Origin of the sequence: Parvularcula oceani, from assembly GCF_000733125.1 — a bacterium.
Taxonomy (GTDB): Bacteria; Pseudomonadota; Alphaproteobacteria; order Caulobacterales; family Parvularculaceae; genus Parvularcula; species Parvularcula oceani.
Genome location: NZ_JPHU01000013.1, coordinates 1 through 19,310, shown reverse-complemented (window position 1 = coordinate 19,310; position 19,310 = coordinate 1). Strand labels below are relative to the sequence as shown.

The window sequence follows — 19,310 nt, the reverse complement described above, 5'->3', positions numbered from 1 at the left end:
TCGCGAGCGATCGGCGCCGCAGCGCCTCTTCGCACTTGCCGCATTCGGCGCGAGCGCCAGTTTGGTGTGTGACCGAGGGTGCCGGAGCGTGCCCGACCGCAACGGGCTCATGGGGCACGATCATGAAATACGCCATTGCCGCGCTGGCGGGCCTTGCCGCCGCCGCCGACCTTTCGTCCGCCGCCGCGCAGGAAGGGGAGGGCGGCACGCTGTCGCTCCTCTACGAGAACGACCTCTTCAGCACGACGGACAGGAATTACACGAACGGCGTGCGGGCGGCATGGATCACGCCGCCCGCGCCCCCCTCGGGCGTTGCGGGCGCGTTCGGGCAGCTCGTGGATGAGGGCGGCGCGATGCAGGTCCGGCGCGGCTATGCCATCGGGCACTCGATCTACACGCCGCGCGACACGCTCGCCGTCCGGCCGCTGCCCGACCAGCACCCTTACGCCGCCTACGGCTATATCGAATATGCGGCGATCGCCGAGCAGGCCGGGCGGCTCGACCGCCTCACCGTGCAGCTCGGCATTGTCGGCCCGTCAGCGGGCGGAGAATGGATCCAGAACGAGGTGCACGACATCTTCGGCGACGAAGACGTCAATGGCTGGCAGAACCAGATCGGCGACGAGTTCGGCGTCACGGTCTCCTATGACCGCAAGCTGCGCGCGCTCGTGGCGAATGCCGGCAACGGGGTGGGCTTCGACCTGACGCCGAGCTTCGGCGCGACGGCGGGGAATTTCCGCACCAATGCCTATGCCGGCCTCATGGCCCGCATCGGCTCGGATCTCGGCGAGACCTATGGCCCGCCCCGCGTGCGCCCCTCGCTCGCGGGCGCGGGCATCCTCGCGCCGGGCGACGGCTTCGCCTGGTCGGTCTTCGCAGGGGTGCAGGGCCGGGCGGTCGCCCATGACATCGTGCTCGACGGAAGCTTCCTCGACGAGGGCGATCCTTCCGTGGACAGCAACACCTTCGTGGGCGACATCCAGGCCGGCTTCACCCTGCAATATGCCAACGCGCAGATCGCCTGGACCTATGTGATCCGTTCGGAGACCTTCGAGACCCAGGACAGCGCGCAGGAATTCGGCGCGCTGAGCTTCAGCTACCGCTTCTGAGGCTCGCCCTCACCGCCTTGCGGTCGAGCTTGCCGACGGCCGTCTTGGGAATGGCTTGCGCGAAGACCACCCGCCGCGGCTTCTTGTAGGAGGCGAGGGCGGAGGCGGCATGGGCGATCAATTCGCCTTCGTCCGGATCGTGCCCTGCGCGCGGAACGACCACGGCGCAGACCGCCTCGACCCATTTGTCGTCCGGCACGCCCACCACGACGCATTCGGCAACGCCCGGATGGCCGGAGAGGACGTCCTCCACCTCTCGCGGATAGACGTTGTAGCCGCCGGTGACGATCATGTCCGAGGTGCGGTCCTTGAGGGTCAGGAAGCCCGCTTCGTCGAAGACGCCGACATCCCGCGTGCGCAGCCAGCCGCCCGGCAGGCGCGTCTCGGCATTGAGGTCGTCGGCATCGTGATAGCCCGCCATCATGGAGGGCGACCGCACGGCGATCTCGCCGGGCTCGCCGCCTGGCACATCCGCCCCGTCCTCGCCGACGAGCCGGATCTCGACATCCACGGCGGGCTGGCCGCAGGCGCCCAGACGGTCGCCCTCATGGTGCTCGGGGCGCAGGACGGCGATGCAGAGGGGGCATTCGGTCTGGCCGTAATACTGCCAGAAGCGCTCGCGGCCCCAGGCCTTCATCGCCCGCTCGATGACCGGGCGGGGCATGGGCGAGGCGCCGTAGATGACCTGGCGCAGATGCTCTGGCCGGTTCTCGAAATCGGGGCGGTCCAGCAGCATTTGCAGCATTGTGGGGACGAGGTTGATCGCGGTGATCTTCTCGTCGCGAAGAACGCCAAGATAGGTCGAAGGGTCGAAGCCCGGCAGGATCACCGTCCGCGCGCCTCTCAGCCAGAAGGGCAGGACGAAGACGCCGCTCGCATGAATGAGCGATGCGGCATGCGCCATGGCGTCGCCCGGTTCCGGCGAGATCAGGTTCGCCATCACATTGCGGCAGATCCCGGCATAGGAGCTCTGCGTGTGCTGGGCCGCCTTGAGCGTGCCGGTCGTGCCGGAGGTGAAGAGGGTGAGGACGACGTCGTCGGGCGCGGTCCCGACAATGGGCGCGGTCCGAGGCGCCGTTTCGGCCGCGGCGAGAAGATCCTGGCCGTCATCGCACTGTCCGAGGGCATGCAGGCTGAGCTGCGGGATCTCCTGTTTCAGCGCGCCTGCCCGCTCTGAGAGCGAGGGCTCGAAGATCAGGCGTTCGCAGCCCGTCTGGGAGAGCATGGCCGCATGCTCGCGCAGGGACAGGCGGGCATTGAGCGGCACGCGGTTCAGCCCTGCCTTCACGCAGGCGAAATCGAGCGGCACGCTGAGAAGCGAATTGCCCGCGAGGAGGGCGACGCGCTCTCCCCGCGCCGCGCCCGCTCCGATCAGCGCATGGGCGAGGGCATTGGCGAGCGCGTTCACCTGAGAAAAGGTCCGGCTCTCTCCTTCGAAGGTGACGGCGACCCTGTCGGCATGGGCGCGCGCGCCGCGTTCGATCAACTCCCTATAGGTCACCGTCACGCTTCTTCTCCCTCGTCTTTTTCGTTCTCGAAACGTCCGTGCCGCCCCGCTCCGGCAGCGAAGCGGGCGGCGCCGGGAACGGCTTCTTCCTCGATCACCGCATAGGCGGCCGCGCCCTCGGCCTGAAGCGCCGCATCGAGGGACAGGTCCCATTGGCGATAGGCCGAGAGGCGATCCGCGCGCAGGCATTTCTGCGGGAAGGCCGCGATCTGCCGGGCGAGCGCCTGCGCCGCTTCCAGCGCCTCGCCGTCCGCGACCACGCGGTCGGCGAGGCCGATGCGCGCGGCCTCCTCCGCATCCACCGGGCGGCCCGTCAGAATCATGTCCATCGCCCGGCCATGGCCCACGATCCGGGGTAGGCGGACCGTGCCGCCATCGATCAGCGGCACGCCCCAGCGGCGGCAGAAGACGCCGAAGACGGCGCTCCGTTCGGCCACCCGCATGTCGCAGAACAGCGCGAGCTCCAGGCCCCCCGCCACCGCATGGCCCGAGATGGCGGCGATGACGGGCTTTGAGAGAAGCATGCGCGTCGGCCCCATCGGCCCCGGCCCCGCGCCCGCCGGGTCCACGGCATTGCGCTTTTCGGGATCGCCCAGGACGGAGAGGTCCGCGCCCGCGCAGAACGTGCCGCCGGCGCCGTGCAGGACCGCGACGGACAGCGCGGCGTCAGCCTCGAAGGCTTCGAAGGCGGCGCGCAGGGCGCTCGCGGTCTTTCCGTCCACCGCATTGCGCTTGTCCGGCCTGTCGATCGTGATCGTCAGGATGCCGTCCGCCGTTTCCGTGCGGATGCCCGCCTCGTCGCTGCTCATGCGCGTTCCTCTATCGTTTTTTTCGAAGAGGTCAGCACATCGCGCGCCCCGCGTCAGCCGCCTCCGTCCTCGAACAGGGCTTTCGCGACCGCCGCCATGGTCACGGGCTTGGACAGGACGGGTGCTGCGGCATGGGCTTCGGGCACGGCCCCCGGATCGTAGCCGGTGACGAAGACGAAGGGCACGCCGCGCGCCCGCAGCGCCTCGGCCACGGGATAGACGCGCTCTCCGCCCAGATTGATGTCGAGGACGGCGCCGTCCGGCGCAGGCTCGGCCTCTTCGAGGGCCCGCAGCGCCCGCGCCACGCTGGGGGCGGGGCCGAGGATTTCCGCGCCTTCGGCTTCGAGGCTCTGGACGAGCGCGGCGGCGACGAACCAGTCATCCTCCACCACGAGCAGGCGCCGTCCGGACAGGAACGCGGACAGGCTCATCCCGCGACCTCGCCATGCTTGCGCTTGTGCAGGGGCAGTTCGAGCAGGCAGAGAAGCCCGTCCTCGCGCAGGTCGAACGTGGTCCGCGCGCCGGAGCTGTAGGGCAGGGCCCGCTCGATCAGCTCGCGGCCATAGCCGACCCTGGTTTTGGCGGCCCCGTCGACCGTCACGCCCGTCTCCGCCCATTCGATCCTGAGGCGGCGGTCCCCGCCGCCTTCGGCGCCCAGGGTCCAGCTGACCCGAAGGCGGCCCTCCTCCTGCGCCAGCGCGCCGTGCTTGAGCGCATTGGTCGCCAGCTCGTGAAGGGCGAGGGCGAGCGTCTGCACGCTCGTCCGCCGCAGCTTCACCCGGGGACCGGACATGCCGATCCTGCTTTGCGCCGCCTTCGGACCGAGCGCGTCGAATTCCAGGGTCAGGAGCTTTCTGAGCGTGATCGGCTCGATGTCGGAGCGGGCGAGTAGGCCCTGGACCCGCGACAGAGCCTGAAGGCGCTGGCCGAACGCGTCCGCGAAGGCTTGGGGCTCGGGCGCGGTCCGCGCCGTTTGGCGCGCCAGGCTCGCCACCACGGTGATCAGGTTGCGCGTGCGGTGCTGAAGCTCGGCGACCATGACCGCCTGCGCGTCCTGAAGCGTGCGCAGCTCGTGGATGTCGGTCGAGGTGCCGACCCATTCGAGGACCGTGCCGTCCGGCGCGTTCACCGGCAATGCACGGGTCTGGCACCAGCGGGCATCATCGTCCGGGGCGTGGCGGATCCTGACCGCGATATCGAGAAGGCCGTCGGACTGAGCGCGCTTCCACGCCGCGGCCACCCGCGCATGATCGCCCGGATGCAGGCTCGCCGTCCAGCCGCGGCCCAGAAGCTCCTCCGCGGGCCGGCCGGTATAGGCCTCCCATTGCGGGCTGACCCACAGCCAGTCGCCATCCACGTCGCTGCGCCAGACGAGCTGCGGCATGCCTTCGATCAGCACGCGCTGGCGCAGCTCGATCTCCTCGAGCCTGATCTGGGTCTCCTTGCGGGCGGTGATGTCGCTGGCGGCGCCGAACCATTCGGCGATCTCGCCCCGCGCATCGAGGATCGGAACCGCCCGCGACAGGGTCCAGCCGACGCTGCCATCGAGGCGCCGCACGCGATGTTCCAGCTCGAAGACGGCCTTGTCGCGGATCGCGGCGTCGATCGCTCCGCCGACCTGCGCCTGATCCTCGGCGAAGATGTATTCGTCCAGCCAGGAGGTCTTGGTGGCGGTGGCGTCGGGAATGAATCCCTTGCCCTCCAGCGACCACATCTCGGTCCAGTCCGGGCTCATCCTGTAGGTGATCTCGGCGCTGGCCGTGATCAGGGCGCGCAGCCGCGCCTCGCTGTCCGACAGGCCCGTCTCCGCCCGGTGCTGCGCGGTCACCTCGACCACGGTGACGAGAACGCCGGCGATCCGGCCGCCATCGTCGCGCAGCGGGCTGTAGGTGAGGTCGAACCACGCCTCCCGCATCTCCCCGTTCCGCCTGAGGAGAAGGTTCTGATGCTCATAGGAGCGCGACGCACCGGCGAGGACCGCCTCGTAGATCGGTCCGGCGAAATCCCACACTTCGGGCCAGCAGGCGCGGGTGGCCTGCCCGAGCCCCTGGGGGTGCTTGTCGCCCATGATGACGCGATAGCCGTCATTGTAGATCTGGGTGAGGTCATCGCCCCACAGCACGATCATCGGGAGCGGGTTGTCGAGAATGAGGTCGGTGACCGCCTTGAGCGAGGCTTGCCAGCCCGGCAGGGGGCCGAGCGGCGTTGCGCGCCAGTCGTGCCGCTGCACGAGGCCGCGCATCCTGTGATCCGCCGCGCCTGGGCTCATGGGCCGCGCACCTCCCCTCCGTTCGGGCCTGCATTGTTCTCTGGCAACACCGCAAAGGAGGCGCCGTTCGGCGCCCGCGCATTAAAGCCGCGCGATCTTAGGCATTTAGGCTGCGCCGGATGAGCGCTTGGCGCCGCGCTGGGCCGGGCGGGGCAGGCATGTTACCTCTTCGTCAGGAACGGGAGGATGCGGTGGCGGGATCGAAGAGCGGCATGGCGCGCAAGCGCGGCGAGATCGACGAGGCCCTGCGCCGGCGCTGGGGGTGGACGCCCTATCGCCTGATCGCGGGGGCGGCGCTGTTCGCCTGCGGCTTCGTCCTCGCCTGCGACGTCGCGATGTGGTTCGTGGTGGATGGCTACGACCCGGTCGGACAGACGATCAGCGAACTCGCGGCAGGGCCGCATCACTGGATTCAGGATGCGGGCATCCTGGTCTTCGCCTGCGGCCTCCTGGCGCTGGCGGCGGGTCTCGTCCTGCGGGGCGAGGGCGACGGGCTGTCATGGACGATGCGCGGCGCGCTGGTGCTGCTCGCGGCGGACGTCATGCTGATCGCGCTGTGGAACGAATACGGCGACGGCGAAGCGGGCGGCCCTGTCCTGCATCTGTGGTTCGTCGGCGCACTCTACGTCCTCGTCGGCCTGATCTTGTGGCTCGGCACTTCCGTGCCGCCTGCGCAGGGCGACCGGCTGGCACGGGCAGGCAAGGCCGCGGCGGTCGTCTGGGCGCTCGCCGCGCCTTTTCTCTTCGTGGTGCCGGACGGGGTGGAGGGCGCCTATGAGCGGGTCCTCGCCCTCATCATGCTCGGCGCCGTCGCGACCGCCGCCTGGCAGCTCTACCGCGCGCCGGGCGCGGCCCGTTCGAGCAGCGCCGCCTGATCGACGCTTTCGGCCACGTCGCCATAGGCGAGGCCGGAGCGCGAGGGGTCGAGCCTCTGCGCGCAGAAGCCCTCGAAGACGAAATCCGGCGCGCAGGCGCGCAGGGCCGCGCCCTGGAGCGCGAGAGCGAGGTCGCGCACGAAGCCGCGCGCGCCCGCCTCGGTCAAAGCGCCCGAGCGGATTTTTTTCCTCGAGCCTGTCGGCATGGGCGTCATAGCGCTCGTCGAGGCCGCGCGCCCTGCCGATTTCTCCGGCCACGGCCTTGAGGCTCTCGGGCTCGCGCGCGGCGGCGCGCAGTACGTCGAGCGCGATGACATTGCCAGAGCCCTCCCAGACCGCGTTGAGCGGCGACTGGCGGTAAAGGCGCGGCATGGGGCCTTCCTCGACGAAGCCCGCCCCGCCATGCGCCTCCAGCGCCTCGTAGACGAGGCCCGGCTGGCGCTTGCAGATCCAGTATTTCGCCGCCGGCGTGGCGAGGCGGATGAAGGCGGCCTCATGGGGATCGCTTCCCGCCCGGTCGAAGCCCGCGGCGAGGCGCAGAGAGAGGGCGGTCGCCGCCTCGCTTTCGATGACGAGGTCGCAGAGGACGGCGCGCATGGCGGGCTGGTCGATCAGCGCCTTCTGGAAGGCGCGCCTGTGCCGCGCATGCCAGAGGGCGTGGGACAGGGCGATGCGCATCCCGCCCGCCGAACCGAGCGCGCAGTCGAGGCGGGTATGTTGCACCATCGAAATGATGTTGCGCACGCCTCGGCCTTCCTCGCCGATCCTCTGCGCATAGGCGCCGTGATATTCGATCTCGGAGGAGGCGTTGGAGCGGTCGCCGAGCTTGTCCTTGAGCCGCATGATATGCATCGGGTTCCGCTCGCCGGACGGCGTCCAGCGGGGCACGAGGAAGCAGGTCAGGCCCGCCTCGGTCTGGGCGAGGGTGAGGAAGGCGTCGCACATGGGCGCCGAGCAGAACCATTTGTGCCCCGTCAGCCGGTAGCTGCCATCGGGCTGTTCCTCCGCCCGGGTCGTGTTGGCGCGCACGTCCGAGCCGCCCTGCTTCTCGGTCATCGCCATGCCGATCGTCACGCCGCGCTTCTGGTCGGCGGGAATGACGCGCGGGTCATAGGCGGCGGCTTCGATCCGGGGCACCCATTCCCCGGCCAGGGCGGGCTCGGCCTTCAGCGCAGGCACGGCGGCATAGGTCATCGACATGGGGCAGCACACGCCCGCATCCGCCCCCGTCATCAGGATCATCAGCGCGCCGTGAAGAAGGTTGCCAGCCTCCTGCGTCGCGCCGGCGGCCGAGAGGCCCGCTTCGAGGCCGAGCGCCATCAGCGCGTGATAGGCGGGGTGGAACTCGACCTCGTCGATCCTGTGGCCATAGCGGTCGAAGGCGCGCAGCCTGGGCGGGTTCTCGTTCGCCTGCCGCGCCCAGTCCTGCACCTCCGCGCTGCCGCAGCGGGCGCCGAATTCGGACAGGCGGCCCGCATGCATGCCGCCGCCGAACGCCTCGACCGCGCCGCGAAGGGCCGCATCCCCTTCCCACAGATCGACGTCCTCGAAGGGCGGCGGCTGATTGGTGACCTCGTGGGTGCCAAGCTCGGTATGCGGCCTGATGCTCGCCATGTCTGTCCTCCAAGGCGTCTTTGCCGCGAAGGGTAGCACAGCAGCGACGAGGGCGCCGCGTCCTGAGGTCGCCGCTCCGCCCTCAGCCGTTCCGGGCCAGGCGCTCCAGCCGCTCGGACATGCGGCGGACATGGCTGCCCGGCCAATAGAGGCGGCCGCAATCGGGGCAGGCGCGGAACGGGCCAGGCAGGCCGCGCGCCTGCGGCGGGACCGCATCCCTCTCCTCGCGGGTGGCGGGACGCAGGGGCGCGTTGTCGACGACGCAGCGGGTGAAGGGCGCGGCGCGCCAGTCAAGGCCCGTCCGCTCGCCGAGATCGCGCGCCTGGTCCTCGACCCTGTCCTCGGTCAGGAGCACTGCGCGGCCCGCTCGCCCGGCGAGGCGCCGGTCGCGGGTGACGAGCAGGCGGTCCTCCGCCTCGGCCAGCGCGAGGATATCCGCATCCTGCGTTCCCGGCTCGGCCAGCGCCGTGTCATCCCCCGCCGCGCGCAGCCAGCGGGCGAGGCCTACGAGCATCTCGTCGCAGAACAGCCGCATCGCGGCTCAGAGCGTGCCGAAGAGAAGGACCGGAACGGGATCGCCCGCTTCGGCGGCCGGGGCGCGGGCCGGGCGGCGCAGAAGCGCGTTCGAGGCGGCGAAGGGCGTCAGCAGCGAGGTGTCCTGCCTCGCCTGGGGCGCAGCCTCGAGCACCCCGTCCGCGCCCACGGCGATGCGCGCCCGCATATAGTGCTCGCGCGGGCTGCCGGGGGGCAGGGCCCGGGTGAGGCGGGCCGTCAGCATCCTGTTCGCGCGCGCCGCATCCCGCCCCGTCAGCGCGTGAATGAGCGGCTTGAGGAACAAGAGGGCGCAGGCGAGCGAGGAGGAGGGATTGCCGGGCAGGCCGAGCGCACAGCCCGCTTCGCCCTTGGCGAACCAGACGGGTTTTCCGGGCCGGACCGCGACGCGCTCGAAGACGAGGTCGTAGCGCGCTTTCGCCTCGGCCCGGACGAAGTCGTAATCCCCGACGCTGGCGCCGCCGATCGGGACGGCGACATCCGCCCCGGCTCGCGCGGCCTCGTCGAAGCGCGCGCCCACGGCCTCCGGGCTGTCGCCCGCCCGGCCGAGGTGGAGGGGATCGCCGCCGAAGCTGCGGATCAGGCCCGGCAGGGCATAGGGCGTGGAATTCACCGCCTGCCCCGGCCCCGGCGCCTCGCCCGGCTCGACCAGCTCGTCGCCATTGGCGAAGAGGGCGATGCGGGGGCGCTTGTGGACGGCGACCGAAGCCAGGCCCGCCGCAGCGAGGAGGGCGAGGTCGACCGGCCCGAGGGCGGTGCCCTCGGGCAGCAGCGTCTCGCCATCGGAGAAATCCCCGCCCGCGGGCCGCACGAAGCGGGCTTCGGGCTGCTCTTCGGTGAGGGTGATCGCCCCGTCCTCGCGGGCGGCCTCTTCCTGGATGACGACGTGATCGGCGCCCTGGGGCAGGACGCTGCCGGTGAAGAGGCGGACGGCCTCGCCCTCGGCCACGGAGCCCGCGAAGGGGCGCCCGGCGGGCGCCTCTCCGATCACGGTGAAGCGCGTGCCGGCGGGGCAGGGATGGGGGCGGCGGACGGCATAGCCGTCCATCGCCGAGACGGCGCGCGCGGGATGGGTCAGGCGCGCGCGCGCGGGCTCGGCGAGGACGCGGCCCTCGGCCTCTGCCAGCGGCACGGTCTCGGCAGGCAGCGCCCGCGCTGTCCGCGCGATCCGCTCCAGCGCCTCGTCGACGGCGATCATCGTGCCTCGCTTCCCGCTCCGCCGGCCTATGCGGGGAGCAGCTTCTCCATCCGGATGGGCAGGTCGCGCACCCGGACGCCGGTCGCATGATAGACCGCATTGGCGATGGCCGCAGAGGTGCCGACGCAGCCGAGCTCGCCGATGCCCTTCACGCCCGCCGGGTTCACCTGCTTGTCCACCTCGGGAACGATGATCGCCTCGAGCTCCTGGACGTCCGCATTCACCGGCACGAGATATTCGGCGAGATTGTCGTTCATATAGGCGCCATAGCGCGGGTCGAGTTCGGTCTCTTCGTGCAGGGCCGAGCCGATGCCCCAGATCATGCCGCCCAGAAGCTGGCTGCGCGCCGTCTTCTCGTTCATGATCCGGCCCGCGGCGAAGGCGCCGATGAGGCGGGGCACGCGGATTTCCCGCGTATATTTGTTGATCCGCACCTCGCAGAACTCGGCGCCGAAGGCGAAGGCGCAGAAATCCTTCTGCGCGCCGCCGACGATCCGCACGTCGCCGTCATAATGGGCCCGCAGGGCCTCGGCGCCCGTCTGGAGCGGCGTCCATTCGGCATATTCCTCGATGAAGGGGCGGCCCGACGCCTTCATGCGTTCGGCGGGCGTGCTCCCTTCGCTCGTCTCGGCCGCGAGGCGCTCGGCGATGCGGTCGCAGGCCTGCTCGATGCAGGAGATCGAGGAGGCCGTGGTGATCGAGCCGCCCGAGATCGGCCCCGGCGGCAGTTCGGTATCGCCGAGCTCGACCGTGACGGCGGAGACCGGCACGCCGAGCTTGTCCGCCACCGATTGCGCGAAGATCGTATAGACGCCCGTGCCCACATCGTGCGCGGCGGTCATCACGCGGGCGCGGCCATCGCCCGACAGGGTCACCCGCGCCGTGGCGGGCGACATCTGCGTGGGATAGGTCGCGGTGGCGACGCCCCAACCGATCAGCTCGTCGCCATCGGTCATCGAGCCGACTTCCGGCGAATAGCGGTCCCAGCCGAAGCGCTCTCCGGCCGCCTCATAGCATTCGACGAGGCTGCGCGAGGTGAAGGGCGTGCCCGTCACCGGGTCCTTCTGGGTATCGTTCTGCACCCGGAACTGCACGGGGTCCGTGCCGGTCTTGCGCGCCAGCTCGTCGATGGCGGATTCGAGCGCGAAGAAATAGGGCACTTCGGGCGGGGCGCGCATGAAGCCCGGCGTCTGCCGGTCGGCATGGACGGCCAGCACATTGCTTCCGTAGTCCGAGAAATCGTACATCCGCACCGTGTTCTCGGTCCCGCGCACGAGATAGGTGTCGGGCCGCGAGGTCAGCTCGCGCCCGGTATGCTCATAGGGGCCGAGATGCCCCTGTTCGTCCGCGCCCATCCGCACCGCATGGGCGGTCTCGGCGCGGAAGGAGCCGACCGTGTAGCAGGCCTCGCGCGAGCACATGAGCTGCACGGGACGGCCGAGCTCGCGCGAGGCGCCGGCGACGAGGCTGACGAAATTCATCAGCATGCCCTTGCCGCCGAAGGCCCCGCCGACGAAGGGGCTGATCACCCGGATGCGCGAACGCTCGATGCCGAGCTCGTGGGACAGGCCCTTCTGGAATCCGTAGACGAATTGCGAGGGCGTCCAGACGGTCAGGTTCTCGCCGTTCCATTGCGCGGCGGCGCCATAGAGCTCCATCGCGTTGTGGTGCTGGGCGGGCGTCGTGTATTCCGCCTCATGCGTCGTCGCGGCCCGGCTCATGGCGGCCTGCGCATCCCCGGTGGCGATGGCGGTCATGCCCTCGGGATCCTCGACCTCGGCCCCTTCGGCATCGAGGGTCGCTGCGGGCGCTTCGGCCGCATAGGACACCTTCACCTTCGCCGCCGCCTCGCGCGCCGCCACCAGTGTGTCGGCGACGACCAGAGCGACGATCTCGCCGTGGTAATAGACCCGGTCGTCCTGGAGCGGCAGCCAGGAGCGCGCGCCCGTCCCGCCCGCGCCGAAGAAGCGGGGCGACTGGCGCTGGGGCGCATTCTCGTGGGTGTAGATCCTGCGCACGCCCGGCACGGCCTCGGCCTCCGCGAGGTCGAAGCCCGTCACCCGGCCCCTGCCGATGGTCGCCAGCACGAGTTCGGAGTGGAGCGCGTTGGGCAGCGCGAAATCGAGCGAATAGCGCGCATCGCCCGTCACCTTGAGCCGGCCGTCGATCCGGTCATGCGGCTTGCCGATGCGGTCGGTCTGTCCGCGGTTTTCCTGCACTGTGTAAGGCATGTCCCGCTCCCTCAGCTCAACCTGGCCGTCTCGAGAAGCGCCCGGGCCACGGTGCGCTGTCCGAGCGGTATCTTGAAGTCGTTATGCCCCCAGCCGCGCGCGCCCTCGAAGGCGATCGCGCCGGCCTGCATGGCGGTCTCTTCGCTGAGGGCCTTGCCGCGCAGGAACGCCTCCGCCTCCCGCGCGCGCCAGGGCGTGGTGGCGACGCCGGACAGGCCGATCCGCGCCTCGCGCACGCTGTCCCCGTCCATATCGAGCGCGACCGCCGCGCCCGTATTGGCGAAGGCGTAGGATTCGCGGTCGCGCACCTTGAGGTAATAGGAGCGCCGCGCCCATGAGGGCACGGTCAGCTCGATCGCGGTGATCAGCTCGTCGTCCTCGAGCACCGTCTCGCGGGCGGGGGCGTCGCCGGGCAGGCGGTGAAGCTTGCCAAGCTCGATGGCCCGTCCGCGCCGTCCGCGGCGGGTCTCGACCACGGCATCGAAGAGGATCGCCGCATTGGCCCAGTCGCCCGGATAGTTGGCGATGCAGTTCTCGGATGTTCCGAGTACGGCGAGAAGGCGGTTATAGCCGCCGACGGCATCGCAGCCCGAGCCCGGCTCGCGCTTGTTGCAGGCCTTGGAGACGTCGCGGAAATAGGGGCAGCGCGTGCGCTGGAGGAGGTTGCCGCCGAGCGTCGCCACATTGCGAAGCTGGGGCGAAGCCGCCTTCCACAGGGCCTGCGACAGGACCGGCGCGCCCTCCTTGAAGGCGGGGTGCTCTGCGGCCTGCGCCATGGTCACGCGGGCGCCGAGGCGGACGGTTTCGCCATCCGTCTCGATCTCGTCCATTCCGAGCGCCTGGATGTCGGTCAGCTGCTCGGGGCGCAGGACATCGAGCTTCATCAGGTCGATCAGCGTGGTGCCGCCGGCGAGCCAGGCGCCGCCCTGTCCGGCGACGCCCATCGGCGTAACGATGTCGGTGGCGTCCCGCACATTCTTGGGGCGGGCATAGGCGAATGGGCGCATCTCAGGCCTCCCCGTCGATCTTGTCGCGGGCTTCCTGCACGGCGGCGACGATGCCCTTATAGGCGGCGCAGCGGCAGATATTGCCCGACATGTATTCGCGGATCTCCGCCTCGTCCGAGGCGTGACCCTCCTTCACGCAGGCCACGGCCGAGACGATCTGGCCCGGCGTGCAATAGCCGCACTGGAAGGCGTCGTGCTCGATGAAGGCGGCCTGCATGGGGTGGAGGTCGCCGTTCGGGCTCGCCAGCCCCTCGATGGTCGTCACCTCGCGGCCCGAGGCGGCGACGGCGAGGGTGAGGCAGGAATTCACGCGCGTCCCGTCGATCATCACGGTGCAGGCGCCGCATTGGCCGTGATTGCAGCCGACCTTGGTGCCGGTCAGGTCGAGGCGCTCTCGCAATGCGTCGAGCAGCGTCACGCGCGGGTCGAGCATCATCTCGTAGGGCTTGCCGTTCACGTTCAGCGTGACGGGCACGCGGGTGCCCGCCTCGGCCTCCTGCGCCTTCGCCTGGGAGCCCACGAGGGCGGCGCCGCCGCCGAGGGCGCCTGTCTGGAGGAAGCCCCGGCGCGAAATGCCGGTGGGTTCGTCGTCGCTCATGTCGGCCTCGCTGGAATGGTCGCCTTGGTCGGCATCAGGATCAGCATGTGGCGCGGCGGGAGGGGCTGGCCACTCTTTCGCGCAGGAAGCGGAAAGTTTTCGCTCCTGCGCCTCGACCATACGCGCCGAAAGCCTAGTCTTGCTTCGATGAGCTTAGCCGATGCCGCCCCGGAGGACGTCCTCTCCTTCGCGATCCGTTCTCTCGCCGAAGGGCCCTGCGCGCTCGGCGTGGTCGCCGAGACCGTAGGCGGCGGGGTGCGCGCGCCGGGCGCGCTCTTCGCCGTGCGCGGGGACGGCGCGATGGCGGGCTATGTCTCCAATGGCTGCGTCGATGCCGATATCGCCGAGCAGGCGCTCGGCGCGCTGGCGGAGGAGGCGCCCCGGCGCCTGCGCTACGGCGAAGGCTCGCCCTTCACCGATGTGCGCCTGCCCTGCGGCGGCGCCGTCGAAGTGCTGATCGCGCCGCATCCTTGCCGCGAAGAGCTGGAGGCCGCGCTGAGCGCCTTGCACTCCCGCTCGCCGGTCGGCCTGCATTTCCCCCCGGATGGGACCGTCGCGCATGCGAGGGCGGGCGCGGCGGAGAACGGCTTCGCCGCGCAGCTCCTCCCGCGGCTGCGCCTGCGGGTGGTGGGGCGCGGGGCGGAGCCCGTGGCGCTCATGCGCGTGGCGCGCGCGGCGGGCTTCGCGCTGTCCTGCTGGTCGCCGGACGAGGACGTGCTGGCAGAGGCCGGGCGGCTCGGCGCCGAAGAGCGCCATGCCCTCCTGACGCCGCAGCGCCTGCCGGAGGAGGCGGACGATCCGCGCACGGCGGTGGTCCTCCTCTTCCACGATCATGACTGGGAGCCGCCGGTGCTGGCGCAGGCGCTGGCGGGCCGGGCCTTCTATATCGGCGCGCTCGGCAGTCGCAGGGCGCAGGCGGCGCGGCGCCAGGCGCTCGAGGAGATGGGCGTGGAGGAGGCGATGATCGGAAGGCTGCACGGCCCGATCGGGCTCGTGCCCTCCTTGCGCGACGCGCCCGCTGTGGCGGTGTCCATCCTGGCCGAAATCATCGCGGCGGCACGGTGAGCGGCACGCTGAGCGTCATTCTCGCCGCAGGGCTGTCGCGCCGCTTCGGCGCGGACGACAAGCTCGGCGCGCCTCTGGGCGACGCGCCCCTCCTGCTCCATGCGCTGCGCGCCGCCAGGGCGGCGGGACCGGGCGCGCTCCTCTGCATCGCGAGCGAACGGGGCGCGGCCCGCGACCTCTGCGAGGCCGAAGGCGTGAGCGCCATCGTCAATCCCGATCCGGGCCGCGGTCTCGGCAGCTCGGTCGCGCTCGCCGCCGATGCGGCGCGGAAGCGGGGCGCCGCGCGCCTCCTTCTCACGCTCGGCGATACGCCGCGCGTCGATGCGGACCTTCTGCGCGCGGTCGAGGCGGCGGCGCGGGCGGCGGGCTCGGCCTGCACGATCTGCGACGGAATCCGCCGCCCGCCCGCCTGTTTCGGATCGGAAAGCTTCGAGGCGCTCTGCGGGCTTTCGGGCGAAGAGGGCGCGCGGAGCCTCTTGCGCGGCGTGCCCGCCCAGGGCCTCGTTCCCGCGCCTGCGGCCCTTCTCGCCGATATCGACCGGCCCGGTGATCTCGAGGCGCTCGCCCGATGAGCCTTCTTCTCGCGCTTCTCTTCGCGGCCACCGCGCTTCTTTACGCCTCGGTCGGCTTCGGCGGCGGCTCGACCTACAACGCGCTGCTGGTGCTGGCCGAGACCGATTACCGGGTGCTGCCGAGCATCGCCCTTTGCTGCAATATCGTGGTGGTCACCGGCGGGGTCTGGCGCTTCGCGCGGGCCGGGCACATCCCGTGGCTGCGCGTCCTGCCGCTCGGCCTCCTCTCCGTGCCGATGGCCTGGATCGGCGGGCGGATCGTGGTGCCCGAGACCGTCTTCATCGGGCTCCTGGGCGGCTCGCTCCTCCTTGCGGGCCTCCTCCTCCTGCGCCCGGTGCGCGCGCCGCGGCCGCTGGGCGCGGCGCAGGCGGCGCGGCGGCGCAGGGCGGCGTGGACCGAGCCTGCGCTGGGCGCCGGGCTCGGGCTCCTGTCCGGCGTTGTGGGAATCGGCGGGGGCATCTTCCTCGCGCCGGTCCTGCACCTTTTCCGCTGGGGGCCGGGCCGGGCCATCGCGGGAACGGCGGCGCTCTTCATCCTGGTCAATTCGGCGGCGGGGCTCGGCGGGCAGATGACCAAGCTCTCGCAGACCGGCGGCCTGTCCGAGGCGTTCTCCTACTGGCCGCTCCTGCCGGCCGTGCTGATCGGCGGGCAGATCGGATCGCATCTCGGCGCCCGCGTCCTGCCCGAGGCGGTGCTGCGGCGGCTGACGGCGCTGCTCGTGCTTTTCGTCGCCCTGCGGCTCCTCCTGCGCTTCGCCCGCCTTCTGGGCGCAGGCTGAGCGCGGACATTGGACGCGGCCGGCGCGAGGGCTAACTGGGCAGAGGCCGCCACAGAAGAAGCGACACCCCTCTGCATGCACAATCCCCCCGCCTGCACCGCCTGATGCTGGATATCGCCACACGAGACGAGATTTCGCCCGCGAGCGAAGCGCCCGCCGCACCCTCCGGGCCGCGCCCGCTGCGGGACCCGTTCGGCCGCACGATCACTTATCTGCGCCTGTCGGTGACCGACCGCTGCGACCTGCGCTGCACCTATTGCATGCCCGAGCGCATGCGCTTCCTGCCCAAGCGCGACCTTCTGAGCCTCGAGGAGCTCGAGGCCGTGGCCGATGCCTTCATCCGGCGCGGCGTGCGCCGCCTGCGCATCACGGGCGGCGAGCCCCTGGTACGTCCCGGCCTCCCCGGCCTGATCGCGCGCCTGTCCCGGCATCTCGGCAGCGGGGCGCTCGACGAGATCACTCTGACCACCAATGCGACGCAGCTCGATCGCCATGCCGAGGCGCTGGCGGCGGCGGGGGTGCGCAGGATCAACGTCTCGCTCGACAGCCTGAACCCCGAGACCTATCGCCGGGTCACGCGCGGCGGCGATCTGTTCCGCGCGCTGTCCGGCATCGCCGCGGCGAAGGCGGCGGGCATCGCGGTCAAGCTCAACGCCGTGGCGCTCAAGCACGACAATGCCGAGGATCTGCCGGAGCTCGTCGAATGGGCGCATGCCGAGGGGCATGCCGTCACCCTGATCGAGGTCATGCCCACGGCCGAGACGGGCGAGGACCGCCGCTCGCAGTTCCTGCCGCTCCTCGCGGTGCGCGAGGCGCTGGAAGACCGCTTCACCCTGACCCCGCTGGCGGCCCGCACGGGCGGCCCCGCGCGCTATGTCCGCGTCGAGGAGACCGGCGGCACTCTGGGCTTCATCACGCCGCTGACCGAGAATTTCTGCGCCGGGTGCAACCGGGTCCGCGTGACCTGCACCGGCAAGCTCGCGCTCTGCCTGGGGCAGGAGGAGGGGGCCGATCTGCGCCCCGCTCTGCGCGGCGGGCGGCCGGGCCCCGCGCTCGACCGCGCGCTCGACGACGCCCTCCTGCGAAAGCCCGAGCGCCACGGCTTCGAGGAGGCGCAGGCCGAGGGCCGCGCGGCCGTCGGGCGGCACATGAACGTGACGGGAGGCTGAGGATGACGCGCATCCTGTTCTTCGGACGGCTCTCCGACCTCGCCGAGGCGGAGGACGTGTCCCTGCCCGCCGATGTCACGGATACGGAGGCGCTGCGCGGCTGGCTGTCGGCGCGCGATGCGCGGCTCGGCGAAGCGCTGGCGCGGCCCGGCATCAAGGTGGCGCTCAACCAGGCGATCCTTCCCGCGCCCGCGCCCGTAGGCCCCGGCGACGAGGTGGCCTTCCTCTCTCCGCTCAGCGGGGGCTGAGATGGCCCGCATCGACGCGCGGGTGACACGAAACCCGTTCGATCCCGAAACGGAGGAGGCAGCGTTTCGCGCTTCGCTGGTCCGCTCGGGCGCGCTCGTCGCCTTCACCGGCATGGTCAGGGGCGAGGACGGATCTGATCCGGTCACCGCGCTCGAATTGCAGCATTACCCCGGTATGACCGAGGCGGCGATGCGCGAGCGGGCGGAGGCGGTGGCGGCGCGCTTCGATCTCGAAGCGGTCCTCGCCGTGCACAGGGTGGGGCGGCTTGCGCCCGGAGAGCCCATCGTGCTCGTCGCCTGCGCGGCGCCCCACCGGCGGGCGGCCTTCGAGGCGGCGGACATGCTGATGGATTTCCTCAAGAGCCGCGCGCCCTTCTGGAAGAAGGAACACCGCGAGAGCGGCCCGGTCTGGATCGAGCCGCGCAGCGAGGATTACGAGGACGCCCGGCGCTGGGACGAAGGAACACCATGAGCGGATCAACAGGCGAAACGCGGGATTTCAAGCCGGTCAGGATCGCGGTCCTCACCGTCTCGGACACCCGGACGCTGGAAACGGACACCTCCGGCGCGACGCTGGCCGAGCGCCTTCAGGCGGACGGCCATCATCTAGCGGACCGCAGGATCGTGCCCGACGACGCGGTGACGATCGGGCGGACCGTGCAGGGCTGGATCGAGGACGAGAGCGTGGATGTCGTCATCACGACGGGCGGCACGGGGCTGACCGGGCGCGACGTGACGGTGGAGGCGGTGACACCCCTCTTCGACAAGACGATCGACGGCTTCTCGGTCATCTTCCACCAGGTCAGCTATCAGAGCGTCGGCCTCTCGACGATGCAATCGCGCGCCTGCGCGGGGCTTGCGGGGGGCACTTTCGTCTTCTGCCTGCCGGGAAGCCGGGGGGCGGTGAAGGATGGCTGGGACGAGGTGATCCGCCACCAGCTCGACAGCCGCTACCGCCCCTGCAACCTGGTCGAGCTGATGCCGCGCCTGTCCGAGCGATGACCGGCAAGCTCACCCATGTCGACGAGGCCGGGCGGGCGCGCATGGTCGATGTCTCGGACAAGCCCGAGACCGCGCGCAGGGCGCTGGCGAGCGGGGCCCTGCGCATGGCGCCAGAAACGCTGGCGCTCGCTCTCGGCGGCAAGGCCAAGAAGGGCGATCCCCTCGCCGTGGCCGAGCTTGCGGGCGTTATGGCGGCCAAGCGGACGGCCGATCTCATCCCGCTCTGCCACCCCCTGCCGCTTTCCTCGGTCCGCGTGCGGGTCGAGCCCGACGAGGCGCTGCCCGGCCTGCGCGTCACCGCGGAGGCGCGCACAACGGGCCGAACCGGCGTCGAGATGGAAGCGCTCACGGCCGTCTCCGTCGCCTGCCTCACCGCCTATGACATGCTCAAGGCGGCGGACCGGGGCATGGTGATCGAGGCGGTGCGGGTCGAGGAAAAGGCCGGCGGGGCGTCGGGGGACTGGACGCGGGAGAGCTGAGCGCCGTGCCTCAGCCGAGCGGGAACCAGAGGCGCACGGCGAGGCCGTCATCCCCGAACTCCCGCTCCAGGCCGCCGCCGAGCTGGCGCGCCGCGCCGGCGGTCATGCGCGTGCCGAACCCTTCTCTCTGCGGCGCCGCCAGATCGGCCAGCCCGGTCTCTTTCCACTCGATATGCACGACGCCGCACGGGCCGCCGGGGCGCACCCGCCAGCTCACCTCGACCTTG

General features: G+C 71.1%; 19 protein-coding genes and 2 pseudogenes. 10 read left to right on the top strand and 11 right to left on the bottom strand.

Features of this window, described 5'->3' with window-relative positions:
• The first annotated feature begins 122 nt into the window (after positions 1–122).
• A complete protein-coding gene (locus IE88_RS0112965) occupies positions 123–1,109 on the top strand; it encodes a lipid A deacylase LpxR family protein (protein ID WP_051882174.1) in 987 nt (328 codons plus the stop codon).
• Here the strand turns inward: IE88_RS0112965 and IE88_RS0112960 are convergent.
• The 4 genes from IE88_RS0112960 to IE88_RS0112945 are packed head-to-tail and all read right to left on the bottom strand — an operon-like array spanning position 1,093 to position 5,694.
• Positions 1,093–2,616, bottom strand: coding sequence for a class I adenylate-forming enzyme family protein (locus tag IE88_RS0112960; protein WP_031555144.1), 1,524 nt, complete (start codon positions 2,614–2,616; stop codon positions 1,093–1,095). The two genes, IE88_RS0112965 and IE88_RS0112960, sit on opposite strands and share 17 nt — an antisense overlap.
• Positions 2,613–3,425: a crotonase/enoyl-CoA hydratase family protein gene (locus IE88_RS0112955; RefSeq protein ID WP_031555142.1), complete on the bottom strand. Its 813-nt coding sequence runs from the start codon at positions 3,423–3,425 to the stop codon at positions 2,613–2,615. The genes IE88_RS0112960 and IE88_RS0112955 overlap by 4 nt, the downstream gene beginning before the upstream one ends.
• 53 nt (positions 3,426–3,478) lie before the next feature.
• Positions 3,479–3,856 carry a response regulator gene (locus IE88_RS0112950; RefSeq protein WP_031555140.1) on the bottom strand — a complete coding sequence of 126 codons (378 nt, stop codon included), beginning with the start codon at positions 3,854–3,856 and terminating at the stop codon, positions 3,479–3,481.
• Positions 3,853–5,694 (bottom strand): PAS domain-containing sensor histidine kinase, encoded by a 1,842-nt coding sequence (locus IE88_RS0112945; protein WP_081871667.1) that lies wholly within the window; start codon positions 5,692–5,694, stop codon positions 3,853–3,855. Before IE88_RS0112945 ends, IE88_RS0112950 begins: the two co-directional genes overlap by 4 nt.
• A gap of 119 nt (positions 5,695–5,813) precedes the next feature.
• Between IE88_RS0112945 and IE88_RS18980 the strand changes: the two genes are divergently transcribed.
• Complete coding sequence (locus tag IE88_RS18980; protein ID WP_081871666.1) at positions 5,814–6,569, top strand: DUF998 domain-containing protein; 756 nt, start codon at positions 5,814–5,816, stop codon at positions 6,567–6,569.
• Between the two features lie 348 nt (positions 6,570–6,917).
• Here IE88_RS18980 and IE88_RS16715 read toward each other — a convergent pair.
• The 6 genes and pseudogenes from IE88_RS16715 to IE88_RS16710 form a co-directional block, all read right to left on the bottom strand.
• Positions 6,918–8,183 (bottom strand): annotated as a pseudogene (locus IE88_RS16715) (acyl-CoA dehydrogenase family protein); the annotation flags it as partial.
• A gap of 82 nt (positions 8,184–8,265) precedes the next feature.
• Entirely contained in the window at positions 8,266–8,718 is a 453-nt protein-coding gene (locus tag IE88_RS0112930) for a Mut7-C RNAse domain-containing protein (protein ID WP_031555135.1), read from the bottom strand.
• A gap of 6 nt (positions 8,719–8,724) precedes the next feature.
• Positions 8,725–9,933, bottom strand: coding sequence for a molybdopterin molybdotransferase MoeA (locus IE88_RS0112925; RefSeq protein ID WP_031555133.1), 1,209 nt, complete (start codon positions 9,931–9,933; stop codon positions 8,725–8,727).
• A gap of 26 nt (positions 9,934–9,959) precedes the next feature.
• On the bottom strand, positions 9,960–12,164 hold the full coding sequence (locus IE88_RS0112920) for a xanthine dehydrogenase family protein molybdopterin-binding subunit (protein ID WP_051882170.1): 2,205 nt from the start codon (positions 12,162–12,164) through the stop codon (positions 9,960–9,962).
• 11 nt (positions 12,165–12,175) lie between these two features.
• Positions 12,176–13,171 (bottom strand): FAD binding domain-containing protein, encoded by a 996-nt coding sequence (locus tag IE88_RS0112915; protein WP_031555131.1) that lies wholly within the window; start codon positions 13,169–13,171, stop codon positions 12,176–12,178.
• 1 nt (position 13,172) lies between these two features.
• Positions 13,173–13,769 (bottom strand): (2Fe-2S)-binding protein, encoded by a 597-nt coding sequence (locus IE88_RS16710; RefSeq protein ID WP_031555130.1) that lies wholly within the window; start codon positions 13,767–13,769, stop codon positions 13,173–13,175.
• A 147-nt stretch (positions 13,770–13,916) separates the two neighbouring features.
• Between IE88_RS16710 and IE88_RS0112905 the strand changes: the two genes are divergently transcribed.
• From IE88_RS0112905 to moaC, 8 genes are all read left to right on the top strand, one after another.
• A complete protein-coding gene (locus tag IE88_RS0112905; protein ID WP_031555128.1) occupies positions 13,917–14,834 on the top strand; it encodes an XdhC family protein in 918 nt (305 codons plus the stop codon).
• Positions 14,831–15,406, top strand: coding sequence for an NTP transferase domain-containing protein (locus IE88_RS17505; protein WP_051882167.1), 576 nt, complete (start codon positions 14,831–14,833; stop codon positions 15,404–15,406). The genes IE88_RS0112905 and IE88_RS17505 overlap by 4 nt, the downstream gene beginning before the upstream one ends.
• Positions 15,403–16,185 carry a sulfite exporter TauE/SafE family protein gene (locus tag IE88_RS0112895; RefSeq protein ID WP_031555123.1) on the top strand — a complete coding sequence of 261 codons (783 nt, stop codon included), beginning with the start codon at positions 15,403–15,405 and terminating at the stop codon, positions 16,183–16,185. Before IE88_RS17505 ends, IE88_RS0112895 begins: the two co-directional genes overlap by 4 nt.
• Before the next feature lie 104 nt (positions 16,186–16,289).
• Positions 16,290–17,354, top strand: coding sequence for a GTP 3',8-cyclase MoaA (moaA, locus tag IE88_RS0112890; RefSeq protein ID WP_031555121.1), 1,065 nt, complete (start codon positions 16,290–16,292; stop codon positions 17,352–17,354).
• A gap of 2 nt (positions 17,355–17,356) precedes the next feature.
• Entirely contained in the window at positions 17,357–17,602 is a 246-nt protein-coding gene (locus IE88_RS0112885) for a MoaD/ThiS family protein (RefSeq protein ID WP_031555119.1), read from the top strand.
• A gap of 1 nt (position 17,603) precedes the next feature.
• Positions 17,604–18,074, top strand: a complete 471-nt coding sequence (locus IE88_RS0112880; protein WP_031555117.1) for a molybdenum cofactor biosynthesis protein MoaE — start codon at positions 17,604–17,606, stop codon at positions 18,072–18,074.
• Positions 18,071–18,604 carry a molybdenum cofactor biosynthesis protein B gene (gene moaB, locus IE88_RS0112875; protein WP_031555115.1) on the top strand — a complete coding sequence of 178 codons (534 nt, stop codon included), beginning with the start codon at positions 18,071–18,073 and terminating at the stop codon, positions 18,602–18,604. The genes IE88_RS0112880 and moaB overlap by 4 nt, the downstream gene beginning before the upstream one ends.
• On the top strand, positions 18,601–19,083 hold the full coding sequence (moaC, locus tag IE88_RS0112870; protein ID WP_031555114.1) for a cyclic pyranopterin monophosphate synthase MoaC: 483 nt from the start codon (positions 18,601–18,603) through the stop codon (positions 19,081–19,083). Before moaB ends, moaC begins: the two co-directional genes overlap by 4 nt.
• Before the next feature lie 10 nt (positions 19,084–19,093).
• Here the strand turns inward: moaC and IE88_RS18415 are convergent.
• Positions 19,094–19,310, bottom strand: a pseudogene (locus IE88_RS18415) (PAS domain S-box protein); the annotation flags it as partial.